Origin of the sequence: Streptomyces chiangmaiensis (assembly GCF_036281785.1) — a bacterium.
Classification (GTDB): domain Bacteria; phylum Actinomycetota; class Actinomycetes; order Streptomycetales; family Streptomycetaceae; genus Streptomyces; species Streptomyces chiangmaiensis.
In genome coordinates, this window is the sequence record NZ_JAYWVC010000029.1 from 40,018 (window position 1) to 60,883 (window position 20,866).

Sequence of the window (20,866 nt, forward strand, 5' to 3'; positions counted from 1 at the left end):
CGTCAGGCCGCGCTCTTGCGCACGAACCGGCTGACGATCCAGTTGATCAGGGCGATGAGCAGCAGCAGGACGAGCATCGCCCAGGCCACGGCGGCGGCCGGACCCAGGTGCCCGAGCTTCCAGCCGTAGTTGAAGAGATAGATGCTGAGGGTCTCGTACTGGTGCTCGTTGCCACCGATCGAGCCGAGGGTTCCGCCCTGCAGCAGCAGCGGCTCACCGAAGAGCTGCATGGAGCCGATGGTCGAGATGACGATCGTGAAGAGGATCGTCGGCCGCAAGGAGGGGATGGTCACCTTGCGGAACTGCTGCCACCGCGTAGCCCCGTCGATCGAGGCCGCCTCGTACAGATCCGTCGGCACCGCTTGCATGGCCGCGAGATAGATCAGCGCGTTGTACCCGGTCCAGCGCCAGATCACGATGACGGAGATGGCGATCTTGGACGTCCACTCCCCGTTGCCCCAGTCGATGTTGCCGAACCCGACGAAGTGCAGCACCCAGTTGAGCAGGCCGCCGTCGGCCCGGAAGACCAGGGCGAACACCAGGGCCGCGGTGGCCACCGAGGTGGCGTACGGGGTGAGGATCACCGTCCGCCAGAAGGTGCTGGCGCGCAGCTTGTAGTTGAGGAGATGGGCGAGGCCCAGCGCGACGAGCAGCTGCGGGACGGTCGAGATGACGCCGATCACAAAGGTGTTGACGACAGCCGTCCAGAACTCGGAGTCCTGGAGGATCTTGGCGAAGTTGTCCCAGCCGACCCACTCGGACTGGCTGAGGCTCGTCATCTCCACCCGGTGCAGGGCGATCCAGCCGGTGTAGAGCAGCGGATAGAGCCCGAAGGCGCCGAAGATGAGGAAGAAGGGGGCGATGTACGCGTAGGGGGAGGCCAGGTCGTCGAAGCGCCAGAGCCGACTGCGCCACGATCGCCGGTCGCTTCCGTTCGACGCGGCGCCGGAGCCGCCGGGCTGCGGGCTGTAGGCGCCCCGGGTGGGGGTTGTTGTTGCCACGGAGGAAGTCCTTCTCTGGGGGGTCGGCCGGGTACGGGGCCGCGGACGCGTCCAGGGGCCGGGCGCCGGCCCCGTCGCGCCGCGAAGCGCGTCGGTTCGGCACCGGCCCGCTTCGCGCCCGGGCCTTGAAGTCCGTGCGGTGCGGGACCCGGCCGCCGGATGCCCGGCCCTGTCGCTCAGGTGCCGGGCCCGATCGCGCTGCCGGACAAGCACCGGCGGGCACAGGGACCACGGGCCGGTGCGGCACCAGGTGCCGCACCGGCAGGCGCCGTGACGCCCTGCGCCCGTACGGAGCCGGGCGCTCGACCGGACACGGACGGACCCTTCCTACCGTGGGATCCGCCGGACCGGCCCCTGCGCCCGGGCCGGTGCGGGCGGCCGCCGAGCCGCCCGCACCGGCGAGCGTCAGCCGATCGCCTTGTCAATCGTGTCGGTCGCGGCCTTCCACGCGTCAGCGGGCTTGGTGCCCCGCTGCTCCATGTTGTTGATCTGCGTGGAGATCGTGTCCTTGATCACGCCGTCCTTCGGGCCGAGCACGGCCTCGGGGATCGACTTGGCCTCCTCGGCGTAGATCTGGCCGATGGGGGCGTCGCTGAAGTAGGCGAGCTTCGCGTTCTTCACGTCGGGGAGCTCATAAGCGCCCTGGTTCGAGGGGAAGATGCCGGCAGCCTTGAACACGGCGGCCTGCTGCTCAGGGGCCGTCAGCCACTTCACCAGGTCGGTGGCCTCCTTGACGTGCTTGCCGCTCTTGGGGACGGACAGGAAGGAGCCACCCCAGTTGGCCGCGGTCGAACCGGGCGCGCGGGAGATGTCCCACTTGCCCTTGTAGGCGTCACCGGAGTTGTTGGAGATCTGGTTGGCCATCCACGCGGGGCACGCAACGGTGGCCACGGAGCCCTTGCGCAGCGCCGCCGTCCATGCGTCGGTGAACTGCGGCAGACCCTCGGTCAGCTTCTTCGCGGCGGCCTCGGCGGCCAGGCTCCAGCCCTGCTGAACGGCCGGGCTGTCCTTGTAGATCGGCTTGCCGTCGGCGTCGTAGTACTGCTTGGCGTCGGAGCTGACGACCGCGTTGTACATGGCGCTCGCGGAGTCCATGAAGTAGGTCCCGGAGGGGGCCTTCTTCTTGTACTGCTCACCGAGCTTGAGGTAGTCCTCCCAGCCACCCGCGACGGCCTTGGCGACGGCCTCACGGTCGGTCGGCAGACCGGCCTTCTCGAAGAGGTCCTTGCGGTAGCACAGCGACATGGGACCGATGTCGGTGCCCGCGCCGATGACCGCGCCGTCCTTCGTGGTGGCCTGCTTCTCCTTCCAGGACACCCAGTCGCTCACGTTGATCGACTTGCTCAGATCGCTGAACTTGTCGGCCTGGGTGTCGACGACCTCCTTGATGCGGCCGACCTCGATGCCGGTGACGTCCGCCAGGCCGCTGCCCGTGTTCAGCTGCTGAAGGAGCTTCGGGTAATAGTCCTGCTCGTTGGCGGTGGTCTCTTCCTTCACCGTGATCTTCGGGTGGAGCTTGTGGTACTGGGCGAACAGACCGGCTTCCTTGTAGCCGAACTGCCCGAAATCGGCCACGGTGAGGGTGATGTTGCCGTCGGACCCGGAGGCGTCCGAGTCGCCGTCGTCGCTGCTGCAGCCCGTGAGCAGCAGGGCCGAGGCCGCCAGGGCCGAGGTGGTCAGGACCGCCGCTCTGCGGCCACGACCGCCGCCGGTGCCAGTTATGCGCATTCCACTACTCCTTGTTCCAGTGGGGAACGGGACCTCAGGATTCGGACCGCCGGCGGTCGACAGTCCGGACCTGCCCCTCTCGATTCGAGCAGCGGCCAGCCCACAGCACGGGCGTGCAGTGCGAAGATGCTGGTCAACGGTGTGCCATGCGAGGTAGAGGGAAAGGCCATCGGTGCTTCGGGGCCGCGCGAGACGCCCCCCGGCGATCCGTGGGACCGCTCCCACGCGGCATGCCGGAAGACTCCTTCCTGACGGGCCACGTGTCAAGACTTGAAAACACCGATGTTGCGCGAGCGTGTCCCGTACGTCACGTGAACGTGTCGTGCCGTGGATCGCTCAAGGCCCCGGCATCCGCCGATCTGTGCCCAAATCCCCGCAGGTCACGAGCGGTATGCGGGTGCGGATCCGCTGGGCCGGCCCGCTCGTGGAAGCGTTCTCCGAAAATTCCGAGTCACAATGAAGCACTCCTTACAGAACGCCGGAAGGTGAACAATGAGTTCTGCCACACAGCCGCCCGAGGCCGCCCACGTCCGGCGCCCGACGCTGGACGCCGTGGCCGCTCGTGCCGGTGTCGGCCGCGGCACGGTCTCCCGGGTGATCAACGGCTCCCCGAAAGTGAGCGCCCGCTCCCGGGCGGCCGTGGAGCAGGCGATCGCCGAACTCGGCTACGTTCCCAACCGCGCCGCCCGTTCCCTGGTCACCCGCCGTACGGACTCGGTCGCCCTGGTCGTCCCCGAGTCCGAGACCCGGCTCTTCTCCGAGCCGTACTTCTCGGCGATCATCCGAGGCGTGTCCTCCGGGCTCTCGGGCGCCGGCATGCAGTTGCTGCTGGTGCTGGTCCGCGACGAGAGCGAGCGCGCACGGCTTGCCACCTACCTGACCGAACAACGGGTGGACGGCGTGCTGATGATGGCCGTCCACCGCGACGACACGCTCCCGGACCTTCTGGACGAGTTGGCGATCCCGACCGTGCTGGCCGGACGGCGCGGCGATCCGGAGCCCCTGGGACACGTCCGCGCGGACAACGGAGGCGGCGCCCGGGCCGCGGTCCGGCATCTGCTGGAGGGGAACCGGCGGACCATCGCCACCATCACGGGACCGTTGGACATGGACGTCGCCCGCGCCCGGCTCGACGGCTACCGGGAGGCCCTGCAGACAGCGGGCATCACCGTCGACGAGGAGTTGATCGCGGTCGGCGACTTCACGGAGGAGGGCGGGCGGGCAGCCATGCGTGAACTGCTGCGCCGGCGCCCCCGTCTCGACGCCGTCTTCGCCGCCTCCGACGTGACGGCATCGGGTGCCGTACTCGAACTGCGCGCGGCGGGGCGGCGGGTGCCCGACGACGTCGCCGTCATCGGTTTCGACGACTCGATCGTGGCCCGGCACACCGATCCACCGCTGACCAGCGTGCGCCAGCCGATCGAGGAGATGGGCCGCACCATGGCGCGACTCCTGCTGGAGGAGATCGCCCAGCGGGGCAAGGGCCACCGGGAGGTCGTCCTGCCGACGGAACTGGTGGTCCGGAAGTCCGCCTGAGCGGCGCCGCCCACGCGACGGGCCCGAGGGCGGCGCCTGCCTCATCGCGCCACCGGCGCCGGAGGCTCACCCCGAGGAGACTTCCTGCCTCGCACCCCTTCCCCATGGGAGCGCTCCCATGCACAATGGGGTCAGCCGAACCCAGGAGAGCTCCCACGATGACCGTGTCCGCGCCACCCGTGACGTTCCCCCGCGCCTTCCTCTGGGGTGCCGCCACGTCCGCGTACCAGGTCGAGGGTGCGGTGCGGGAGATCGGCCGCACGCCTTCCATCTGGGACACCTTCAGCCACACACCGGGCAAGACGGTCAGCGGCGAGACCGGTGACACAGCCGTCGACCACTACCACCGCTACCGCGACGACGTCGCGCTCATGGCCGAACTGGGCCTGAACGCCTACCGCTTCTCGGTCTCGTGGTCGCGGGTGCAGCCGACCGGCCGGGGCCCGGTGGTCCAGCGGGGCCTGGACTTCTACCGCCGTCTGGTGGACGAGCTGCTCGCGCACGACATCAAGCCGGCGATCACCCTCTACCACTGGGACCTGCCGCAGGACCTGGAGAACGCGGGCGGCTGGCCGCGGCGCGAGACCGCCTTCCGGTTCGCCGAGTACGCGCTGCTGGTGGGTGAGGCGCTGGGCGACCGCGTCCAGCAGTGGATCACTCTGAACGAGCCCTGGTGCAGCGCGTTCCTGGGCTACGGCTCCGGGGTGCACGCTCCGGGCCGCACCGACGCTGCGGCGTCACTGCGCGCGGCCCACCATCTGAATCTGGCCCACGGCCTCGGTGCGTCCGCGCTCCGGTCTGTGATGCCGGCCCGCAACACCGTGGCGATCAGCCTCAACTCGTGCGCGGTGCGGACGGTGTCACAGGACCCGGCGGACCTGGCGGCGGGGCGGAAGATCGACGATCTGGCGAACGGCGTCTTCCACGGCCCGATGCTGCACGGGGCGTACCCGGAGACACTGCTCACGGCGACGTCGTCGCTCACGGACTGATCCTACGTCCACGACGGCGATCCGGCGGCGATCAACCAGCCGCTGGACGCACTGGGCCTCAACTACTACACCCCGACTCTCGTGTCGGCGGCGACGGCTGCGGGCCGCCCGCGGTCGGACGGTCGCGGCAAAGCCGCGGGCTCGCCCTGGCCGGGTGCCCAGGACGTGACCTTCCATCAGAGCCCAGGCAGGCGCACGGAGATGAGCTGGAGCATCGACCCGGCGGGCCTGCACGAGCTGATCATGCGGTACACCCGGGAGGTGCCGGGGCTGCCGCTGTACGTGACGGAGAACGGCGCGGCCTACGACGACAAGCCCGACCCGGACGGGCGCGTCCACGACCCCGAGCGGATCGCGTACCTGCACAGCCATCTGTCGGAGATCCGCCGTGCCATCGCGGACGGTGCGCACGTGCGCGGCTACTACCTGTGGTCCCTGATGGACAACTTCGAGTGGGTGCACGGCTACAGCAAGCGGTTCGGGGTGGTCTACGTGGACTACGCGACGCTTGCCCGGCAGCCGAAGTCGAGCGCGCACTGGTACTCCCTGGCGGCCCGCACCGGAAAGCTGCCGCCGCCGCAGGACTGACCGCCCGGGGACGCGGCGCGGGAGGGAGGTGCCGCGTCCCCGGCGATCCGGGATCCGGTTCGATGGGCCTGGCCCTACTTGAAGGCGGCGAACGCCCTCGAGAAGGCGAACCTGTCCTGGACGACCGAGCTGCACGTCGCGTCCGCCGTGGGCTTGGCACCGCCCTCGCACTGCTTGTCCCGCGTGGCCGACCACATCGACAGCCCGCCCAGGCCCTTCGACTTGGCGAAGCCCACGAGCTGGGCGGCGTCGTCGACCTTGAAGATCTCCGACGACACGTCGTTGACGCCGATCATCGGGGTGACCGCGACCGTCTTCCAGGCCGCACCGTCGGAGAGTCCGAGCACACTCTTGATCTGGGCCTGAGTGGCGGTGGCGGCCTGTTCGGCGTAGGTGCCCATGTCACCGCTGTACGCGGCTCCGTAGTCCATCGCCATGATGTTGACCGTGGAGATCTTCACACCGTTGGACTTGGCGTCGGCGACAAGGTTCACGCCGTCCTGGGTCAGGCCCTCCGGCATCACGGGGAGGGTGAACGACACGTCCAGACCCGGGTGCCGGCGCTGGAGCTCGGCGATGGCCTGGGCGCGACGGGTGTTGGCGGCGGTGTTCGGCAGCGCGCCGCCCTCCACGTCGAAGTCGACCTTGGTGAGCTTGTAGGCGTCCACGACCTTCCCGTACGCCGCGGCCAGCGCGTCCGCCGAGGAGCAGGCCGTGGCCAGTTCCGAGCCTGAGGCGCCGCCGAAGGAGACCCGGACGTCGCCGCCCTTGGCGCGCAGGGCGCCGGTCTGCGCGGCCACGGCGTCACTGCCGATGGCGGTGACACCGCCCCACTTGGGAGTGCAGCCGCCGCCGTCGGTGACGAAGGCCAGGTTGTATTCCTTCACGCCCGTCGCGTCGGCCGAGGCGATCAGGTCGAAGGCCGGGTAGAGGGAGGTGTCGACGTACGGGGCGAAACCGGCGCTCGCGCCCATCCCGGAACCGGGGGTTCGAGAGGCGGTCGGAGCCGGCGTGGCGGTCGCCGTCGCGGTCGGGGTCGGCTTCGCGGTGGGGGTCCCGGTGGGGGTCGCCGACTGCGTCGGACGGCCGCTCGGCTCCGGCGTCGCACCGTCGTCGGCGGAACACTTGGCGCCGTCGACGAGGCAGCCGGTCGGGTTCCCGGAGCCGGTCACGACGAAGCCGACGGTCACCGACTCGCCGGCCGCCAGCCCGTCCTTGTCCCAGGTGGGCGGCTTGACGGTGACGTACTGCCCGCTCACCGTCGATGTGCCGTTCCACAGCGAGCTGAGCTTCGCACCGGACGGCAGGTCGAACTGCAGCGTCCAGTCGGACTCGGTGCGGTCGCTGTCGTTCGAGACGACGTACTGCGCGGTGTAGCCCGTGGACCAGTCACTCGTCCTGGTGTAGACGGCACCCACGCCGGCAGCCTGCGCGGTGCCGGTGACCAGGAGCGCTCCGCCGCCCACGACGGAGGCGGCGACGATGCCGCCGATCACCGTGTTCCTGCCGCTGATCCTGCGCCGGTGCGTACTGCTCATCGCGTGCCTGCCTTCGCTGCTCACGGGGGGTGGGGTACGGCAGCACGCTAGCGAGCCTGAATCGCGCAAATCAGATCATCTGGACGGCAGTTGAGGATCTTAGGGTGCGCTTAAGGAAGGGATCGGGGCCGGTTAAAGGGAGAGACCGATGTGCCGGACCGTCTGCGGCGCACCCGGTGCCCGCGCCGCACCGGGGCCCGCCCGTCGAGCTGGAACCAGATGCGCACCTCCGTGCCGCCCAGCACGGACGAGCCGATGCGCACGTCCCCGCCGGTCGACTCGGCGAGCCTCCGCACGATGTCCAGGCCGAGGCCCGTCGATCCGGCGCTGCCCGAGCCGCGTCCCCGGGCCATCGCGGCCTCCGGGTCGAGGATGCCGGGCCCGGCGTCGGACACCAGCACGATCACCGCGTCCTCGCCGTTGTGCACATCGACCGCGAACGCCGTGCCCTCGGGTGTGTGCCGGAAGACGTTCCCGAGCAGCGCGTCGAGCGCGGCCGCGAGATCGGCCCGGCCCACGGGGATGCGCACCGGTCGGCCGACCCCGGCCACCCGCCACTTGCGGCCCTCGTCCTCGGCGAGCGCCGACCAGAACTCCATCCGCTCCCGCACCACTTCGGCCGCGTCGCACCCGGCGCCCGGACCTGCCGCCGCGGTCTGCGGCTTGGCCTCCCGTGCCGTACGGATGATCGTGTCGACCTCGCGTTCCAGTTGCGCCACCGCCTCCCGTGTCTGCTCGGCGGCCGGGCCGTCGCCGAGCGAGGCCGCGTTCAGCCGCAGCACGGTCAGCGGTGTGCGCAGCCGGTGGGAGAGGTCGGCCGCCAGTTCCCGTTCGCCGGCCAGGAGTTGGACGACCTGGTCGGCCATCGAGTTGAACGCAACGGCCGCGAGGCGCAGTTCGGCCGGCCCCTCCTCCGGGACCCGCGCCCCGAGTTTTCCCTCCCCCAACTCGTGTGCGCCCTCGACCAGGCGCTGGGCGGGCTGCACCATCCGGACGCCGAGCCGGTCGGCGACCGCGACCGAGCCGATGACCAGCGCGACGCCGACCGCGGCGAGCACCCCCCAGGCCGTTGCGACGCCGTTCGACACCTCGGACTCCGGGACGTACACCTCGACGACGGCGATGGCACCGGAGCTGAGCGCGGTGGGCTGGAGCAACGCCGAGCCGCCCGGGACCTCGGCGATGGACGCCCGGCCCAGCCGGCGGGTGGTCGCGATGTCCTTGGCCACGGCGCGACCGGGCCCGATGTCGACGGCCTTCGTGCCCTCGCCGGCCGGAATGTGCACGGCCATCCCGTCGCCGGGGCCCGCCGAGGCGACCACCTTCTCCAACTGGTCGCGGTCGGTGGTGATGGACAGCGCGGGCGCGATCGCCGCGGCCTCCCGCTCCGCGTTCGAGAAGGCACGGTCGCGTGCCATCTCCTTGATGACGAGCCCGAGCGGGACCGCGAAGGCGACGACGACCATGGTGGTCACCGCCACGCAGACCTTGACCAGCGCCCACCTCATGTCAGCGGCTCCGCCCTCGGTGGTTCCAGCTTCACGCCGACTCCCCGCAAAGTGTGCAGATAGCGCGGCTTCGCCGCCGTCTCGCCCAGCTTCCGCCTGAGCCAGGAGAGATGGACGTCGATGGTCTGGTCGTCCCCGTACGACTGCTGCCACACCTCGGCGAGCAGTTCCCTGCGCGGTACGACGACGCCGGGCCGGCCGGCGAGGAAGGCGAGCAGGTCGAACTCACGGCGAGTCAGGTCCAGTGGTGCGCCGTCCAGTTCCGCGAGGCGGCGCAGCGGATCGATCGCGAGGCCGCCGACCCGGACGACCGACGGCGGCGCGGCCTCCGCGGTGGCGGCGCGGGTCCGGCGCAGCACCGCCGCGATCCGTGCCGACAGGTGCTCGACCGAGAAGGGCTTGGTCAGATAGTCGTCCGCGCCCGCGTTGAGCAGGCGGACGATCTCCGTCTCGTCGTCGCGTGCGGTAGCGATGATCACCGGTACGTCGGTGATGCCGCGCAGCATCTTCAGCGCCTCCGACCCGTCCAGATCGGGCAGTCCGAGGTCGAGGATCACGACGTCGAACGGGAGGTGGGCGACCTCGCGCAGCGCCTCCAGGGCGGTGCCGACGCTGCGCACGGTGTGCCCGGCCTCCGTCAGATGCCTGATGAGCGCCGAGCGTACGAACTGGTCGTCCTCGACCACGAGCACACGTGCCATGGGCGGCACCGTACGCCATGAGGGGACGGGATCCCCCCGGTCGGGCGAAGCCGACCGGGGGGATCCCGTGATAAGGGGTCAACTCCCCCGCGCCGCAAGGGGACGACCGGAACTGTGTGCGACCCGTGAGACACAGGTGGGGCGTGTGGGGCAGTATGGCGGGGATGGTCAGAGGACTCGTACACGTACTGGCGTGGTCGCTCGCCACGGGAGCGGCGGTCACGCTGTCGTGGTGGGGCGTCCATACGGTGATGGCCGGGACCGCATACGATCCGCCACGCGCCCTGCCCATCACGGCGGGCGGTGCGACCGCGCAGGGCGCGAAGCCGGTGACTTCGCCGACGGAGCGGCCCGAGTCGTCGAGGAGCACGAGCCGCAAGCCCGCGCCGAGCCCGACACCGACCCCGACGAAGACGGCCGGCGCTGGTCCGCGTCCCACTCCGGCAGCGTCCTCGTCCCCCTCCTGGGACGGCCGCGTGAAGAGTTACGACACCGACGGCGGGCGCGCGGTCTTCGACCTGGGCAGCAGGTCCGCGTCCTTGGTGTCGGCCACGCCCGGGCCCGGTTGGTCGATGCAGGTGTGGAAGACGGAGACATGGATCCGGGTCGAGTTCGCCTCCGGCGTGAACCGGGTGTCGGTGTTCTGCACGTGGCACGACGGTCCGCCGCACGTGGAGATCTGGACCTACTGAGGGCCGGGCACCCGGGTCAGCGGAAGACCGACGGCGGCGGGGCCGGTGAGGCCACGGCCGCCGCGTCCGTGACCGCCGCCGCGCCCCCGGTGAAGTCGGTCAGCGCCCTGCCGTGCTCGACGCGCGCCGGGTGCGGGTCCGAGGCGGCACGGCGGGTCAGTTCGGCGACCGGAAGCGGGTTGGCGGAGGCGACGAGGACCGCGTTCCCGAAACGCTTGCCGCGCAGTACGGCGGGGTCGGCGATCAGGGCGAGTTCGGGGAAGACGGCCGCAGCGGTCGAGATCTGACCGCGCAGATGAGCGAGCGGTGGCCCGTCGGCGAGGTTGGCCAAGTACTGGCCGCCGTCGTTCAGCACCCTGCGCACATCGGTGAGGAACTCGACCGACGTCAGATGCGCCGGGGTGCGCGCCCCGCTGAACACATCCACGATGACCAGGTCCGCCCAGCCGTCCGGCACCTTGGCGAGCCCTTCGCGGGCGTCCGTGGAGCGTACCCGGATGCGGGCGTTCGGATCCAAGGGCAGGGCGCGCCGCACGAGTTGGACGAGCGCCGCGTCACGCTCGACGACCTGCTGGGTGGAGCGGGGCCGGGTGGCGGCGGTGTAGCGGGCGAGGGTGAAGGCGCCGCCGCCGAGGTGGACGGCGTGCACCGGGCGGCCGGGCGGGGCGGCCAGGTCGATGACATGACCGAGGCGGCGCTGGTATTCGAACGCGAGGTAGGCCGGGTCGTCGAGATCGACGTGCGACTGGGGAGCGCCGTCGATGAGGAGGCTCCAGGCGCGCACCCGGTCCCGGTCGGGTATCAGCTGGGCGAGCCCGCCCTCGACCGTCTCGACGACGGCCTCTGCGGCCTGCCCGCGCCGCGCGTTCCGTGCCCTGCCCATTCAGCCATTATCGAGGGGAAGGTGAAGTGCGGCCCACCGGCGGTGCGCGGGGTCCTCGGCCGACCCGGACCGTCAGCGCACGCTCACCGACAGTTGTCGGCCGCCTCGAGCAGCCGGGCCGCCTCTCCGAGGGCCTCCCGCAGTACCGCGGGGTCCGTGGCCAGTTCCGCGTCGCCCGGCGGCAGCAGCCAGCCCGTGCCCTCGACCGGAGGTACCGGAGCCGCGGGGCCGATGGCGCGTGCCTGCGTCTGGGTACACGTGCTGCCGGGGACGTCCCAGGCGTCCGCGGTGCCAGGCGGGACCAGGAAGCCCAGGGTGTCGCAGCCGTCGTCGTGGAGGACGGGCCCGACACAGTCGCCCGCGCCCCGGCGCAGGATGTCGACCGCCTCGAGTCCCTGCCGGGCCGGAACGGTCACGAGGTCCGGCGCCTGCTGTGGCGCTGCGCTGCACTCCGGGGTCGGCATGTGCCGCGCGGTCGACGGTGACGTACGGAAATCGGTGCTCTGCGTGGTCTGCATCCCGGCCTCCATGGCGGAACCCCTCCTCGACGAGTGAGTTGGGTCGGGAGTTCGGGGGGCTCCCGGTCCATCGGGTTAAACGCGCCGGAACGTCAACGGCAACGGGCACAACACCGCCGTAAAGGATGGCAGTTCATGGCAGATCGCGCATGAGATATCCGGTTTGTAGGCAAACCTCGCGTGACGACTCTCGCGGGACAGGTACGTTCTTGCACCGCCGGACGCAGGGAACCAACTGGCACCACGCGGGCAAGTCATCCCGAATCCGGCATGGTTCGACGGTTCGCACGAGAGGGCCCGACCATGACCTCGTCCCAGCACCCCAGGCCACCACGGCCGAACCTCGCCTTCCGGCAGCTGCGCGGACAGCGCTCGCCGGGCGAGTTCGCCGCGGCGGTGCGACGCGCCGCGCGGGAGATCGGCGAGCGGGTCAGCTGTGACGCCCGGTACATCGGACGCGTGGAGGCCGGCGAGATCCGTTGCCCCAACTACGCCTACGAACGGGTGTTCCTGCACATGTTCCCCGGACGCACACTCACGGACCTGGGGTTCGCACCCCGCTCCGCGGTGCGCGGCCGGGGGGCGCGAACCACCCAAGAGGCGCCCCCCGCACACACCACCCCCCGTCCGTATGCCCCAAGTGAGACACGTGAGGGCTACGAGACGTATGAGACGCCAGACACCTACGAGACGCACGAGTCGTACGACGGACACGCGTACGACGAACAGAACCACGAGGAGAGCGACGTGCTACGTCGCGCATTCATGACCGGCGGCACCGTCACAGTGGCGACCGCCTCTTTCGGCCCTCTGGGCCTCACCTGCGGCGGGGCGGCAGCGGCCGCCGGCCGTCCCGTCCATCGCGCGGGCTCGTCCGAGGCGAGCGCCCTCGAGGAGGCCGTACGCAAGATCAGACTGCTCGACGACCGGCACGGCGCGGACGGCCTGTACCGCCGCGCGGCGGCCCCCCTGCGCACCGCGTACGCGCTGCTCGACGCGGGCACGACCCGGCAGTCGGTCACCGACCGGCTGTACGCGGGCGCGGGCGAACTGGCCATCTCGGTCGGATGGTTGGCACACGACTCCGGGCGGTTCGACGACGCCCGCTCGCACTACGCGGAGGCGCTGGCGACGGCCCGGATGTCCGGGGATCCGGGCCTGGAGGCACACGCGTTCTGCAACACCGCGTTCCTCGCCCGCGACGCGGGCCGGCCCCGGGAGGCCGTACGGGCGGCGCAGGCGGCCCAGCGCGCCGCGCGCCCGCTCGGCTCCCACCGCCTGATGTCGCTGCTCGCCCTGCGCGAGGCGGGCGGCTGGGCGGGGCTCGCGGACCGGGTCGGCTGTGAGCAGGCGCTGGCCCGGGCGCAAGCCCTGTTCGAACGGGGGACGTCGGCCGTGGACCCGGAATGGATGACGTTCTACGGCGAGGCCGAACTGGAGGGCCTCGAGGCGCAGTGCTGGTCGACCCTGGGCGACTGGCCGCGCGCGGCCCGGCACGCCCGGCGGGCCGCTCATCTGCAGGACCCGCACTTCACCCGGAACATCGCCCTGTACACCGCGGAACTCGCCGACGACCTGGCCCGCGGTGGCCGCCCCGACGAGGCGGCCGAGGCCGGGCGACGCGTTCTGGACCTCCTGGACCAGGTCCAGTCGTCCCGGATCCAGGCGATGCTGGCAGGCACGGCGAGGGTTCTGCTGCCGCACCGCAGGGCATCGGGGGTGTCGGCGTTCCTGGACCGCCACGCGTCCCTGCCGCGCACGGCCTGAAGGCGCCCCCGCAGTGAGCGCGGCTACCCCGCGAGGTGACCGCAGTCGTTCCAGGACTCGATCGCCGGCTCCCCGTAGGCCCACCCGAGGACCGACAGGGAGGTGGGGTTGAGACGGATGCGGGCGGCGAACCCCAGTGGCAGCCCGAGCCACCGCGCCCCTATGGAGCGCAGGATGTGCCCGTGCGCGAAGACCAGGACGTCGCGATCCGACGCGCGGGCCCAGGCGACGACCTCGTCCGCTCGCGCACCGACGTCGGCCAGGGTCTCCCCCTCGGGCACCCCGTCGCGCCAGATGAGCCAGCCCGGCCGGATCGCCTGGATCTCGGCCGGCGTCATGCCCTCGTACGCGCCGTAGTCCCACTCCAGCAACGCGTCCCACTCGCTCGCCCGCTCACCGAACCCGGCGAGCTCGCACGTCTCACGCGCGCGTGCCAGCGGACTCGTGCGCACCTCGACGCCGCCCAGCCCTTCGAACGGTGCCCGGTGCAGCCGCTCCCCCAGCAGCTCGGCGCCCCGCTTGCCCTCCTCCAGGAGCGGTACGTCGGTCCTGCCGGTGTGCTTGCCGGACAGCGACCACTCCGTCTGTCCGTGCCGGGCCAGCAGGATGCGCGGTACCATGAGCGACCTTTCGGGATGAATCGAACAAAAGTCAACAATGACGTCACAACAAGGACGTCACACCAATCATCGCGCACTACGCCCCCGGGCAACCCGGCGGGCGATCTCTGCGTCTTGAGGGCCGGATGCCCCTCAAGAGGGGGCGCATACGCCGTAAGGTGGCAGACCGGGTCAACGGGACTCGCAGCAGAACAGAAGGGGGAGGGCGAATCGGATGCCGCAGGCCGAGACACCAGGCATCGGGGGAAGCCCGCTGACCCGGCTGCGCTGGTGGACCGAACTGTCCCTGATCCTGGTGGTGTACCTCTGCTACTCCGCCGGACGGCTGCTCGCCCGGGGTGACGTCTCCTCCGCCGTCGGCCACGGCCTGGCGATACTGCGCCTGGAGAAGCTGCTGCGCATCAACGCCGAGCACCCGCTGAACCGTCTCTTCACCCGCGAGGCGTGGCTCGGCGTACCGGCCGACTTCTGGTACGCGTCGCTGCACTACCTTTTGACCCCGGCGATCCTGGTCTGGCTGTTCAGGCGGCGCCAGGAGCACTTCCGAGTGGCCCGCACCTGGCTGATGACCTCCACGTTCATCGGTCTGATCGGCTTCACGCTGCTGCCGACCTGCCCGCCCCGGCTGCTCTCCCCGGGCCACGGCTTCGTCGACACGATGGCCCAGTACAGCTCCTACGGCTGGTGGGGCGGCGACGCGAGCGCACCGCGAGGCCTGGGCAGCATGACGAACCAGTACGCCGCGATGCCGAGCCTGCACGTCGGCTGGGCGCTGTGGTGCGGAGTGATGCTGTGGCGATACGGCGGCACGCGCTGGGCCAGGGCGGCGGGTGTCGCCTACCCACTGCTGACCGCGATCGTGGTGATGGGCACCGCGAACCACTACTCGCTCGACGCGGTCGCGGGCGTCGCCGTCATGGGCGCCAGCTTCCTGCTCACCCCGTCGGTGATGCGTGCGGCGGACGTGTTCCGCACCCGGCTGCGGCGTCCGTCCGTACCCGCCGCGGATGCCCCGCGCACCTCAGGTTCCCCTGTTGTCAGTGCAGGATGCCAGACTTCGACGGGTGAGCGAATTCCCCGACAGCGCATCTCCCGCTCCGGATCGGGAGCCGAGCCGGGTGCCTCTCCCGCGGACGCGGGGGACGGCGCTGCGGCAGCGGCTCGCTGACCTGCGCGGCCCGTCCGTACAACCCAAGGCGCTCGACGCGCGCGCCCTCGCCGCGCTCGCCGCGAACCCCGGGTGCAGGCGTCGCGCGCTCCTGGACGGCGCGGGGGTGGACAAGGCGGCGCTGGCGGGAGCGCTGGGAGCCCCGTCGGCGTTCGGGCAGTCGCAGTTCGCCTTCATGCGGGGCAACGCGTTCGAGGCACGGGTCAAGGCCGACGGCGGCGCGGAGCTGCTGCGGCTGGTGCGCGAGAAGCTCGACCCGACCGCCGACGCGCCGGAGGGAGCGCGCGTCCCCGACCTCACCGCCGTCGGCCCCGAAGGCCGCACCGCCCGGACGGCGCTGGCGTTGCGGGAGGCTGTCGAGGCGGGTGGCTGGACACTGCTCGACCACCCCATGCTCGCCCTGTCCGTGGCGGGTTCCCTCGCGTTCCTGGAGCCGGATGCGGTGGTGGTGCACCCGGACGGCAGCTGGACCGTCGTGGAGATCAAGTCCTTTCCGATGCTGGACGGGTCGGCCGACCCGGCCAAGGTGGGAGCGGCCGCCCGCCAGTCCGCGGTGTATGTGCTGGCCCTGGAGGAGGTCGCCGCCCGCCTCGGCGCGGAGCCTGAGGAGGGCGGCGGTGCCGAGGAAGAGAGTGCGCGCGGGCCCGGAGGGCTGAACACGGTCGCGTCCCCGACCCCGGCCGAGGCACCCGGGAGGCAGAGTGCCCAGGACGGCGTCCCCGCTCCCGTGGTGCGCCACCGGATCCTGCTGGTCTGCCCGAAGGACTTCAGCAACCTGCCGACCGCGTCCCCGGTCGACATCCGCAAACAGCGCGCGGTCACCCGGCGCCAGCTGGCCCGCCTCACCCGTATCGAAGAGATCGCGGACGACCTCCCCCCGGGCACGTGCTTCGCACCCGACCTTCCCCGGAAGGCGTTGACCGCCGCGGTGGAGTCGGTCCCGGCGACCTACGCGCCCGAGTGCCTGGCCGCATGCGAACTGGCCTTCCACTGCCGGGACCGCGCACGAGCCGAGGGGGCGGTCACGTCCTACGGCCGGTCGCTGCGGGCCGAGCTGGGCGGCCTGGAGACAGTGGACGAGGTCCTGGCCGCCGCCCACGGGACGGCCGGGGACCCGGACGACCCGGCGGTGGCGGCGCTGCGCAGGGCGGCGGAGCTGCGGGCCGGGGCACTCGCCGGCCGGGAGGGCGCCGTATGTCGCTGATCGCGACCCTCGCCCGGCTCGAGGCCGTGCAGTCCGGCCGCGCCCGGCCCGTCGCCACCGTCCGGCACCGGCACCTGTCCGAACGGCCCCTCGTCTTCGTGCCGCTCACCACCGCGGGCGAGGCCGGGGCACCGCTCGGCGCGCTCATCGGCACCGACCGGCACACGCCGCGGCTGCTCGTGGTGCCGCAGCCGCGCGACCGCGACCTCAGGTTCGCGTTCCTCACCGACCTCGCGGACGTCGTCCTGCCCTACATCGACGCGTTCGCCGACGCGGTCGAGCCCGCCGAGCGCTCCGAGACCGACCCGGAGACCGGCAAGCGGGTCAAGGTCGAGGTCGACCTGTGCGCGGACGCACCGCAGTTGATCGTGCCGAGCCGCGCAGGCATCGACTTCGTCCGGCTCCTCGGCCGCTCCACGCGATTCCGCCGCACCGCCGAGCAGGACCCCGAGACCCCGTTCCCGGCGCCCCCGCGCGTACCGCTGCTGGGCCGGTGGCTCACGCACTTCGGGGAGCGCTCCCGGGTCCCGGGATCCTCGCTGTTGCTCTCCGTCACCGATCTGCTGGCACGGCACTGGGCAACCGGGCAGTCCAGCCTGGAGGACCAGCACCTCGGCGCACTGCTGGCCTGGATCGACCCGCCGGAGGACGCCTCGGGCGCGGACGCGGCGTTGCGGGCCGAGCGGGCACGGGACGGCGCCGGCCAGCTGCTGTGCCCGCCCGCCGGGCCCGCCACCGACCCGGCCTTCGACAACAAGCTGCTCGCCCCGGCCATCGAGCGCTACGACCGGGTGCGGACCCGGCTCGCCGCCGCCGAGGACGGCGTCGAGGCGGACGAGCGGTTCGGTGAACTCACCGCCGCCGAACACGCGCTCCGCGCGCTGGTCGAGAGCCGTACGCGTCCGACCTGGGACGCGGTCTGGCGGGGACTCGACCTGCTGCGCGCGCTCGAGGAGGGTGGTCACGTGGCGGACCGGTGGACGCGCGACCGCTGGTCGTTCACCGGCCACCGGGACCGTGTGGCTGCGGGCGAACCGCCACAGCCGCGCCGGGACGACGCGGTCACGGCCGCGAACAAGCTCGCCGCACGCGAGCGCGAACAGGCCCGTCTCGACGCCCAGGAGGCGCTCGACGACCCGCTCGTGATGGCCGGGCGGCGGCTGTCCGGAGAGGCGTTCGCGGGGGAGGTCACGGATGTCGTGATGACGTACAGCGAGGGCAAGCGGCCCAGCCCGCGCCCGCTGCTGACCGTGCGGACCGAGGACCGGCCTCATCTCGGGGAACGCACCAAGGTGTACCGGTCGCTGGGCGGCAAGCCCCAGGGGGCCGAGTTCGTCGGACACGAGGAGCCCGCCGGGGGCGGCGGCCTTGTGGTCCTGCGCATCGTCGACAAGATGGGGCGCGGCAAGGAGCCGGAGGCCGGCTCCGTGCCCGAGAAGGGCGACCACGTCTGCTTCACCCTCTTCGAGCACGAACAGCGCGGCGGGGCGAAGCTGCCCGATCCGGAGGAGACGCCCTGGACGCACGGCGGGCCTCCGGGCGAGGACGGTGCCCTGCCGCAGCCGGATCCGGTGACCGAGGAGGACGTTCTGTGACCGTGTTCGCCCAACCGGGCGGCGCCCTCGATCCGGGGACCGCGGCCGCCCGGGCCACCGAGGCGATCCTGCACGACACGCTGCACGGGGCGCACCGCGGCGTCGTCGTCGACTCGCCACCGGGCGCCGGGAAGTCCACGCTCGTGGTCCGGGCCGCGCAGGAACTCGCGGCCGCCGGGCGGCCGTTGATGGTCATCGCGCAGACCAACGCGCAGGTGGACGACCTGGTGCTGCGGCTGGCGGAGAAGGATCCCGGGCTCCCGGTCGGCCGGCTGCACAGCAGTGATCCGGACCCGTACGACAGCGCGCTCGACGATCTGCCGCACGTCCGCAAGTCGACGAAGGCGGGCGATCTGGCCGGTCTGGACGTCGTGATCTCCACCGCCGCCAAGTGGGCACATGTCAAGGACGTCGAGCCGTGGCCGCACGCGATCGTCGACGAGGCGTACCAGATGCGTTCCGACGCGCTGCTGGCGGTGGCGGGTCTGTTCGGGCGGGCCCTGTTCGTCGGCGACCCCGGCCAGCTGGACCCGTTCGCGATCGTCGGGGCGGAGCAGTGGGCGGGGCTCTCGTACGACCCCTCGGCGTCCGCCGTGACCACGCTCCTGGCCCACAACCCCACGCTGCCGCAGCACCGGCTGCCGGTGTCATGGCGGCTTCCGGCGTCGGCGGCGCCGCTGGTGTCGGACGCGTTCTATCCGTACACACCGTTCCGCAGCGGTACCGGGCACGGAGACCGGCGGCTCACGTTCGGCGTCGCCTCCGACGGCTCGGGACCCGACCGGGTGATCGACGAGGCGGCCGAGACGGGCTGGGGGCTGCTCGAGCTGCCCGCCCGATACACCCCGCGTACGGATCCCGAGGCGGTGCGGGCGGTCGCCCTGGTCGTACGGCGTCTGCTGGACCGGGGCGGGGTGTCGGTCTCGGAGCGGGCCGCGGAGCCGGCGCCGCTGACCGCGGACCGGATCGCCGTCGGCACGGCGCACCGGGACCAGGCGGCGTCGGTGCGCTCGGCATTGGGGGAGCTCGGCGTGACGAATGTGACGGTGGACACGGCCAACCGGCTCCAGGGGCGGGAGTTCGACGTCACGGTGGTGCTGCATCCGCTGTCGGGCCGTCCGGACGCGACGGCGTTCCACCTGGAGACCGGGCGCCTGTGCGTGCTGGCCTCCCGCCACCGCCATGCGTGCATCGTGGTGTGCCGGGCGGGGGTCTCGGACCTGCTGGACGACCATCCGTCGACGGAACCGGTTCAGCTGGGGGTGACGGTGAAGTTTCCGGACGGATGGGAGGCCAATCACGCGGTGCTGACGCATCTGGCGGAGCACCGGGTGGCCTGGCGGCCCTGACGGACGGGCCACCGGACGGCCGTGCTGTCGGTGACCGCCCGCACGGCCCGATTGCCGGGTGATCCGTGACCAGCGGCTCACCCGGACGGCGGGGCGGACCGTGACCAGCGGCACACTCCGTCGCCCGGCAGGCCGTGACCGGCAAAAACGCCCCGACGGACGACGGATTTCGAGCGACGGGAACATCGCGTGACCGGGCGGCCTTGAGACTGCGCGAGAGCTGCGGCCTGGAAGCACGTGGCCTGCGGCCCCGTTCTTCCAGGCCCTCTTGCGTCACCGCGAGACAATGGACGGTGGCCCACCCGAAGGGTGGCGCCACTCGAACCCTACGAGGAGGAGAAGACATGGCGGAGCCCACGCCGCGTCGGAACGAGCCGCGGCTACGCCCCGCGCCCCTGCTCTTCGAGCCGGCGGAGGCGGTCTCCGACCCGGAGCACTTCTTCGACCTGGAGTCGATCGACGACCCACGGGCCCTGCTGGCCCGCGCGACGGAACTGGCCCAGGCGTTCCGCGTGGCGACGGACCGGGCGGTGGAGTTCCAGGCGATCGCCGCGGCCCAGCTCGCCGATCCGCGCCGCTTCGACCGGTTGACGCCGGCCGCGATCGCCGAACAGGCGGAGTGGACCGAGGACTACGCCAAGAAGATGGTGGAGTTCGGCCGCGACCTGATGCGCGGCGTCGAGGCGAGCGGGCCGGAGAACCTGGGCTGAACGGTGCGGCGGCGGGAGACGCCCGCGGCCGCCCACCCGAATGATCTTTTGACATATGCCGGGTGGCACAATACCCCGTCCTGCCCCCTCCTGCCCCGGTTTTCGCCAACCCTCGGGGACGCTCTGCTCACTGCGGGTACATCTGGGTGCCATGAGCAGTCGAACGCCTCGCGACGAACCCTGCCGACACCTTCCCGACCGGTTCGACGTCTCAGGCGTCACCTCGGAGGGAGCCGCCTGGCTCGCCTCGGCGGGAACCTGTCCCCGCAGCACGCTCGCGTACTGGGCGGAGCGCCCCGCCGCCCCGGTCGTGCTGTCCTGCGGTATTGCGTTCGACATCGTCAACACTCCCGCGGTCTTCGGGCGACGCATGCTCGACCGTCTCTGGGACGAGGGCCCCGGCTCCGGGCCCGTCGCCGAGCACCGCGGACGCATGCTGCTGTTCGCGTCACCCGGTACGGCGCGCCGACTGCCTGCGCTGCTCGACTGGGAGGAGTGGGGCGGCCGTGTCCCCCCGATTCCGCCGCTGCTGTACCACGGGCCCGGTGACGCCGTGACCGTGCCCGCGGTCCACCCCGCCGACATCACCGCCGCCCGCCCGGAATCCCGCTGGCTGGTCGCGCCCGACACCTGCCACCCGTGGCTTCCCGGGCCGGAGGTCGCACTGTGGGCGGCCGTCCGAGCCGCCCGCACGGCCCCTGTCGCAGCTGTACGGATATCGATTTTTCCTCCCGCCGACCAGGATGCTAAGGTCTACGACGTCAGCAG

The 20,866-nt window shown here is 71.8% G+C and carries 17 protein-coding genes and 1 pseudogene; 10 read left to right on the forward strand and 8 right to left on the reverse strand.

Going from position 1 to position 20,866, the window contains the following annotated elements; all coding sequences use genetic code 11:
* Nucleotides 1-2: 2 nt before the first annotated feature.
* Nucleotides 3-1,001: a carbohydrate ABC transporter permease gene (locus VXC91_RS12445; RefSeq protein ID WP_329507202.1), complete on the reverse strand. Its 999-nt coding sequence runs from the start codon at nucleotides 999-1,001 to the stop codon at nucleotides 3-5.
* Nucleotides 1,002-1,406: 405 nt separating this feature from the next.
* Nucleotides 1,407-2,729 carry an ABC transporter substrate-binding protein gene (locus VXC91_RS12450; protein WP_329507203.1) on the reverse strand — a complete coding sequence of 441 codons (1,323 nt, stop codon included), beginning with the start codon at nucleotides 2,727-2,729 and terminating at the stop codon, nucleotides 1,407-1,409.
* 492 nt (nucleotides 2,730-3,221) lie between these two features.
* On the opposite strand from VXC91_RS12450, the gene VXC91_RS12455 reads away from it, so the two are divergent.
* Together VXC91_RS12455 and VXC91_RS12460 are read left to right on the forward strand one after the other, a co-directional pair.
* On the forward strand, nucleotides 3,222-4,265 hold the full coding sequence (locus tag VXC91_RS12455; protein ID WP_329507204.1) for a LacI family DNA-binding transcriptional regulator: 1,044 nt from the start codon (nucleotides 3,222-3,224) through the stop codon (nucleotides 4,263-4,265).
* A 125-nt stretch (nucleotides 4,266-4,390) separates the two neighbouring features.
* Nucleotides 4,391-5,845, forward strand: a pseudogene (locus VXC91_RS12460) (GH1 family beta-glucosidase).
* A gap of 74 nt (nucleotides 5,846-5,919) precedes the next feature.
* Here VXC91_RS12460 and VXC91_RS12465 read toward each other — a convergent pair.
* The 3 genes from VXC91_RS12465 to VXC91_RS12475 all read right to left on the reverse strand — a co-directional run bounded on the left by VXC91_RS12465 (nucleotide 5,920) and on the right by VXC91_RS12475 (nucleotide 9,592).
* Nucleotides 5,920-7,383, reverse strand: a complete 1,464-nt coding sequence (locus VXC91_RS12465) for a glycoside hydrolase family 18 protein (protein ID WP_329507205.1) — start codon at nucleotides 7,381-7,383, stop codon at nucleotides 5,920-5,922.
* 110 nt (nucleotides 7,384-7,493) lie between these two features.
* Nucleotides 7,494-8,891, reverse strand: a complete 1,398-nt coding sequence (locus VXC91_RS12470; protein WP_329507206.1) for a sensor histidine kinase — start codon at nucleotides 8,889-8,891, stop codon at nucleotides 7,494-7,496.
* Nucleotides 8,888-9,592, reverse strand: coding sequence for a response regulator transcription factor (locus VXC91_RS12475; protein ID WP_329507207.1), 705 nt, complete (start codon nucleotides 9,590-9,592; stop codon nucleotides 8,888-8,890). Before VXC91_RS12475 ends, VXC91_RS12470 begins: the two co-directional genes overlap by 4 nt.
* Nucleotides 9,593-9,756: 164 nt before the next feature.
* Here VXC91_RS12475 and VXC91_RS12480 point away from each other — a divergent pair, with 164 nt between their 5' ends.
* On the forward strand, nucleotides 9,757-10,284 hold the full coding sequence (locus VXC91_RS12480) for a hypothetical protein (RefSeq protein WP_329507208.1): 528 nt from the start codon (nucleotides 9,757-9,759) through the stop codon (nucleotides 10,282-10,284).
* A 16-nt stretch (nucleotides 10,285-10,300) separates the two neighbouring features.
* Here VXC91_RS12480 and VXC91_RS12485 read toward each other — a convergent pair whose 3' ends face one another.
* Complete coding sequence (locus VXC91_RS12485) at nucleotides 10,301-11,167, reverse strand: spermidine synthase (protein WP_329507209.1); 867 nt, start codon at nucleotides 11,165-11,167, stop codon at nucleotides 10,301-10,303.
* Between the two features lie 83 nt (nucleotides 11,168-11,250).
* Nucleotides 11,251-11,685, reverse strand: a complete 435-nt coding sequence (locus VXC91_RS12490) for a hypothetical protein (protein ID WP_329507210.1) — start codon at nucleotides 11,683-11,685, stop codon at nucleotides 11,251-11,253.
* Between the two features lie 303 nt (nucleotides 11,686-11,988).
* On the opposite strand from VXC91_RS12490, the gene VXC91_RS12495 reads away from it, so the two are divergent.
* A complete protein-coding gene (locus VXC91_RS12495; protein WP_329507211.1) occupies nucleotides 11,989-13,452 on the forward strand; it encodes a hypothetical protein in 1,464 nt (487 codons plus the stop codon).
* A gap of 23 nt (nucleotides 13,453-13,475) precedes the next feature.
* Here VXC91_RS12495 and VXC91_RS12500 read toward each other — a convergent pair whose 3' ends face one another.
* Nucleotides 13,476-14,072 (reverse strand): histidine phosphatase family protein, encoded by a 597-nt coding sequence (locus VXC91_RS12500; RefSeq protein ID WP_329507212.1) that lies wholly within the window; start codon nucleotides 14,070-14,072, stop codon nucleotides 13,476-13,478.
* A gap of 214 nt (nucleotides 14,073-14,286) precedes the next feature.
* On the opposite strand from VXC91_RS12500, the gene VXC91_RS12505 reads away from it, so the two are divergent.
* The 6 genes from VXC91_RS12505 to VXC91_RS12530 all read left to right on the forward strand — a co-directional run.
* Entirely contained in the window at nucleotides 14,287-15,240 is a 954-nt protein-coding gene (locus tag VXC91_RS12505) for a phosphatase PAP2 family protein (protein WP_329507213.1), read from the forward strand.
* Nucleotides 15,191-16,444 carry a hypothetical protein gene (locus VXC91_RS12510; protein ID WP_329507214.1) on the forward strand — a complete coding sequence of 418 codons (1,254 nt, stop codon included), beginning with the start codon at nucleotides 15,191-15,193 and terminating at the stop codon, nucleotides 16,442-16,444. Before VXC91_RS12505 ends, VXC91_RS12510 begins: the two co-directional genes overlap by 50 nt.
* The gene (locus VXC91_RS12515; protein ID WP_329507215.1) at nucleotides 16,435-18,039 is read left to right on the forward strand and encodes a hypothetical protein; all 1,605 of its coding nucleotides are present in this window, start codon (nucleotides 16,435-16,437) and stop codon (nucleotides 18,037-18,039) included. The genes VXC91_RS12510 and VXC91_RS12515 overlap by 10 nt, the downstream gene beginning before the upstream one ends.
* A gap of 2 nt (nucleotides 18,040-18,041) precedes the next feature.
* Nucleotides 18,042-19,388: an AAA domain-containing protein gene (locus VXC91_RS12520; protein WP_329507220.1), complete on the forward strand. Its 1,347-nt coding sequence runs from the start codon at nucleotides 18,042-18,044 to the stop codon at nucleotides 19,386-19,388.
* 344 nt (nucleotides 19,389-19,732) lie between these two features.
* Nucleotides 19,733-20,098 carry a hypothetical protein gene (locus VXC91_RS12525; RefSeq protein ID WP_329507216.1) on the forward strand — a complete coding sequence of 122 codons (366 nt, stop codon included), beginning with the start codon at nucleotides 19,733-19,735 and terminating at the stop codon, nucleotides 20,096-20,098.
* Nucleotides 20,099-20,249: 151 nt separating this feature from the next.
* On the forward strand, nucleotides 20,250-20,866 hold a 617-nt coding region (locus VXC91_RS12530; protein ID WP_329507217.1), incomplete at its 3' end, for a bifunctional DNA primase/polymerase.

Bases quoted from the DNA above. Each gene is read 5' to 3' on its own strand.
- VXC91_RS12450 (WP_329507203.1), bottom strand. From the start codon at position 2,729: ATGCGCATAACTGGCACCGGCGGCGGTCGTGGCCGCAGAGCGGCGGTC.
- VXC91_RS12455 (WP_329507204.1), top strand. From the start codon at position 3,222: ATGAGTTCTGCCACACAGCCGCCCGAGGCCGCCCACGTCCGGCGCCCG.
- VXC91_RS12465 (WP_329507205.1), bottom strand. From the start codon at position 7,383: ATGAGCAGTACGCACCGGCGCAGGATCAGCGGCAGGAACACGGTGATC.
- VXC91_RS12470 (WP_329507206.1), bottom strand. From the start codon at position 8,891: ATGAGGTGGGCGCTGGTCAAGGTCTGCGTGGCGGTGACCACCATGGTC.
- VXC91_RS12475 (WP_329507207.1), bottom strand. From the start codon at position 9,592: ATGGCACGTGTGCTCGTGGTCGAGGACGACCAGTTCGTACGCTCGGCG.
- VXC91_RS12480 (WP_329507208.1), top strand. From the start codon at position 9,757: ATGGTCAGAGGACTCGTACACGTACTGGCGTGGTCGCTCGCCACGGGA.
- VXC91_RS12485 (WP_329507209.1), bottom strand. From the start codon at position 11,167: ATGGGCAGGGCACGGAACGCGCGGCGCGGGCAGGCCGCAGAGGCCGTC.
- VXC91_RS12490 (WP_329507210.1), bottom strand. From the start codon at position 11,685: ATGCAGACCACGCAGAGCACCGATTTCCGTACGTCACCGTCGACCGCG.
- VXC91_RS12495 (WP_329507211.1), top strand. From the start codon at position 11,989: ATGACCTCGTCCCAGCACCCCAGGCCACCACGGCCGAACCTCGCCTTC.
- VXC91_RS12500 (WP_329507212.1), bottom strand. From the start codon at position 14,072: ATGGTACCGCGCATCCTGCTGGCCCGGCACGGACAGACGGAGTGGTCG.
- VXC91_RS12505 (WP_329507213.1), top strand. From the start codon at position 14,287: ATGCCGCAGGCCGAGACACCAGGCATCGGGGGAAGCCCGCTGACCCGG.
- VXC91_RS12515 (WP_329507215.1), top strand. From the start codon at position 16,435: ATGTCGCTGATCGCGACCCTCGCCCGGCTCGAGGCCGTGCAGTCCGGC.
- VXC91_RS12525 (WP_329507216.1), top strand. From the start codon at position 19,733: ATGGCGGAGCCCACGCCGCGTCGGAACGAGCCGCGGCTACGCCCCGCG.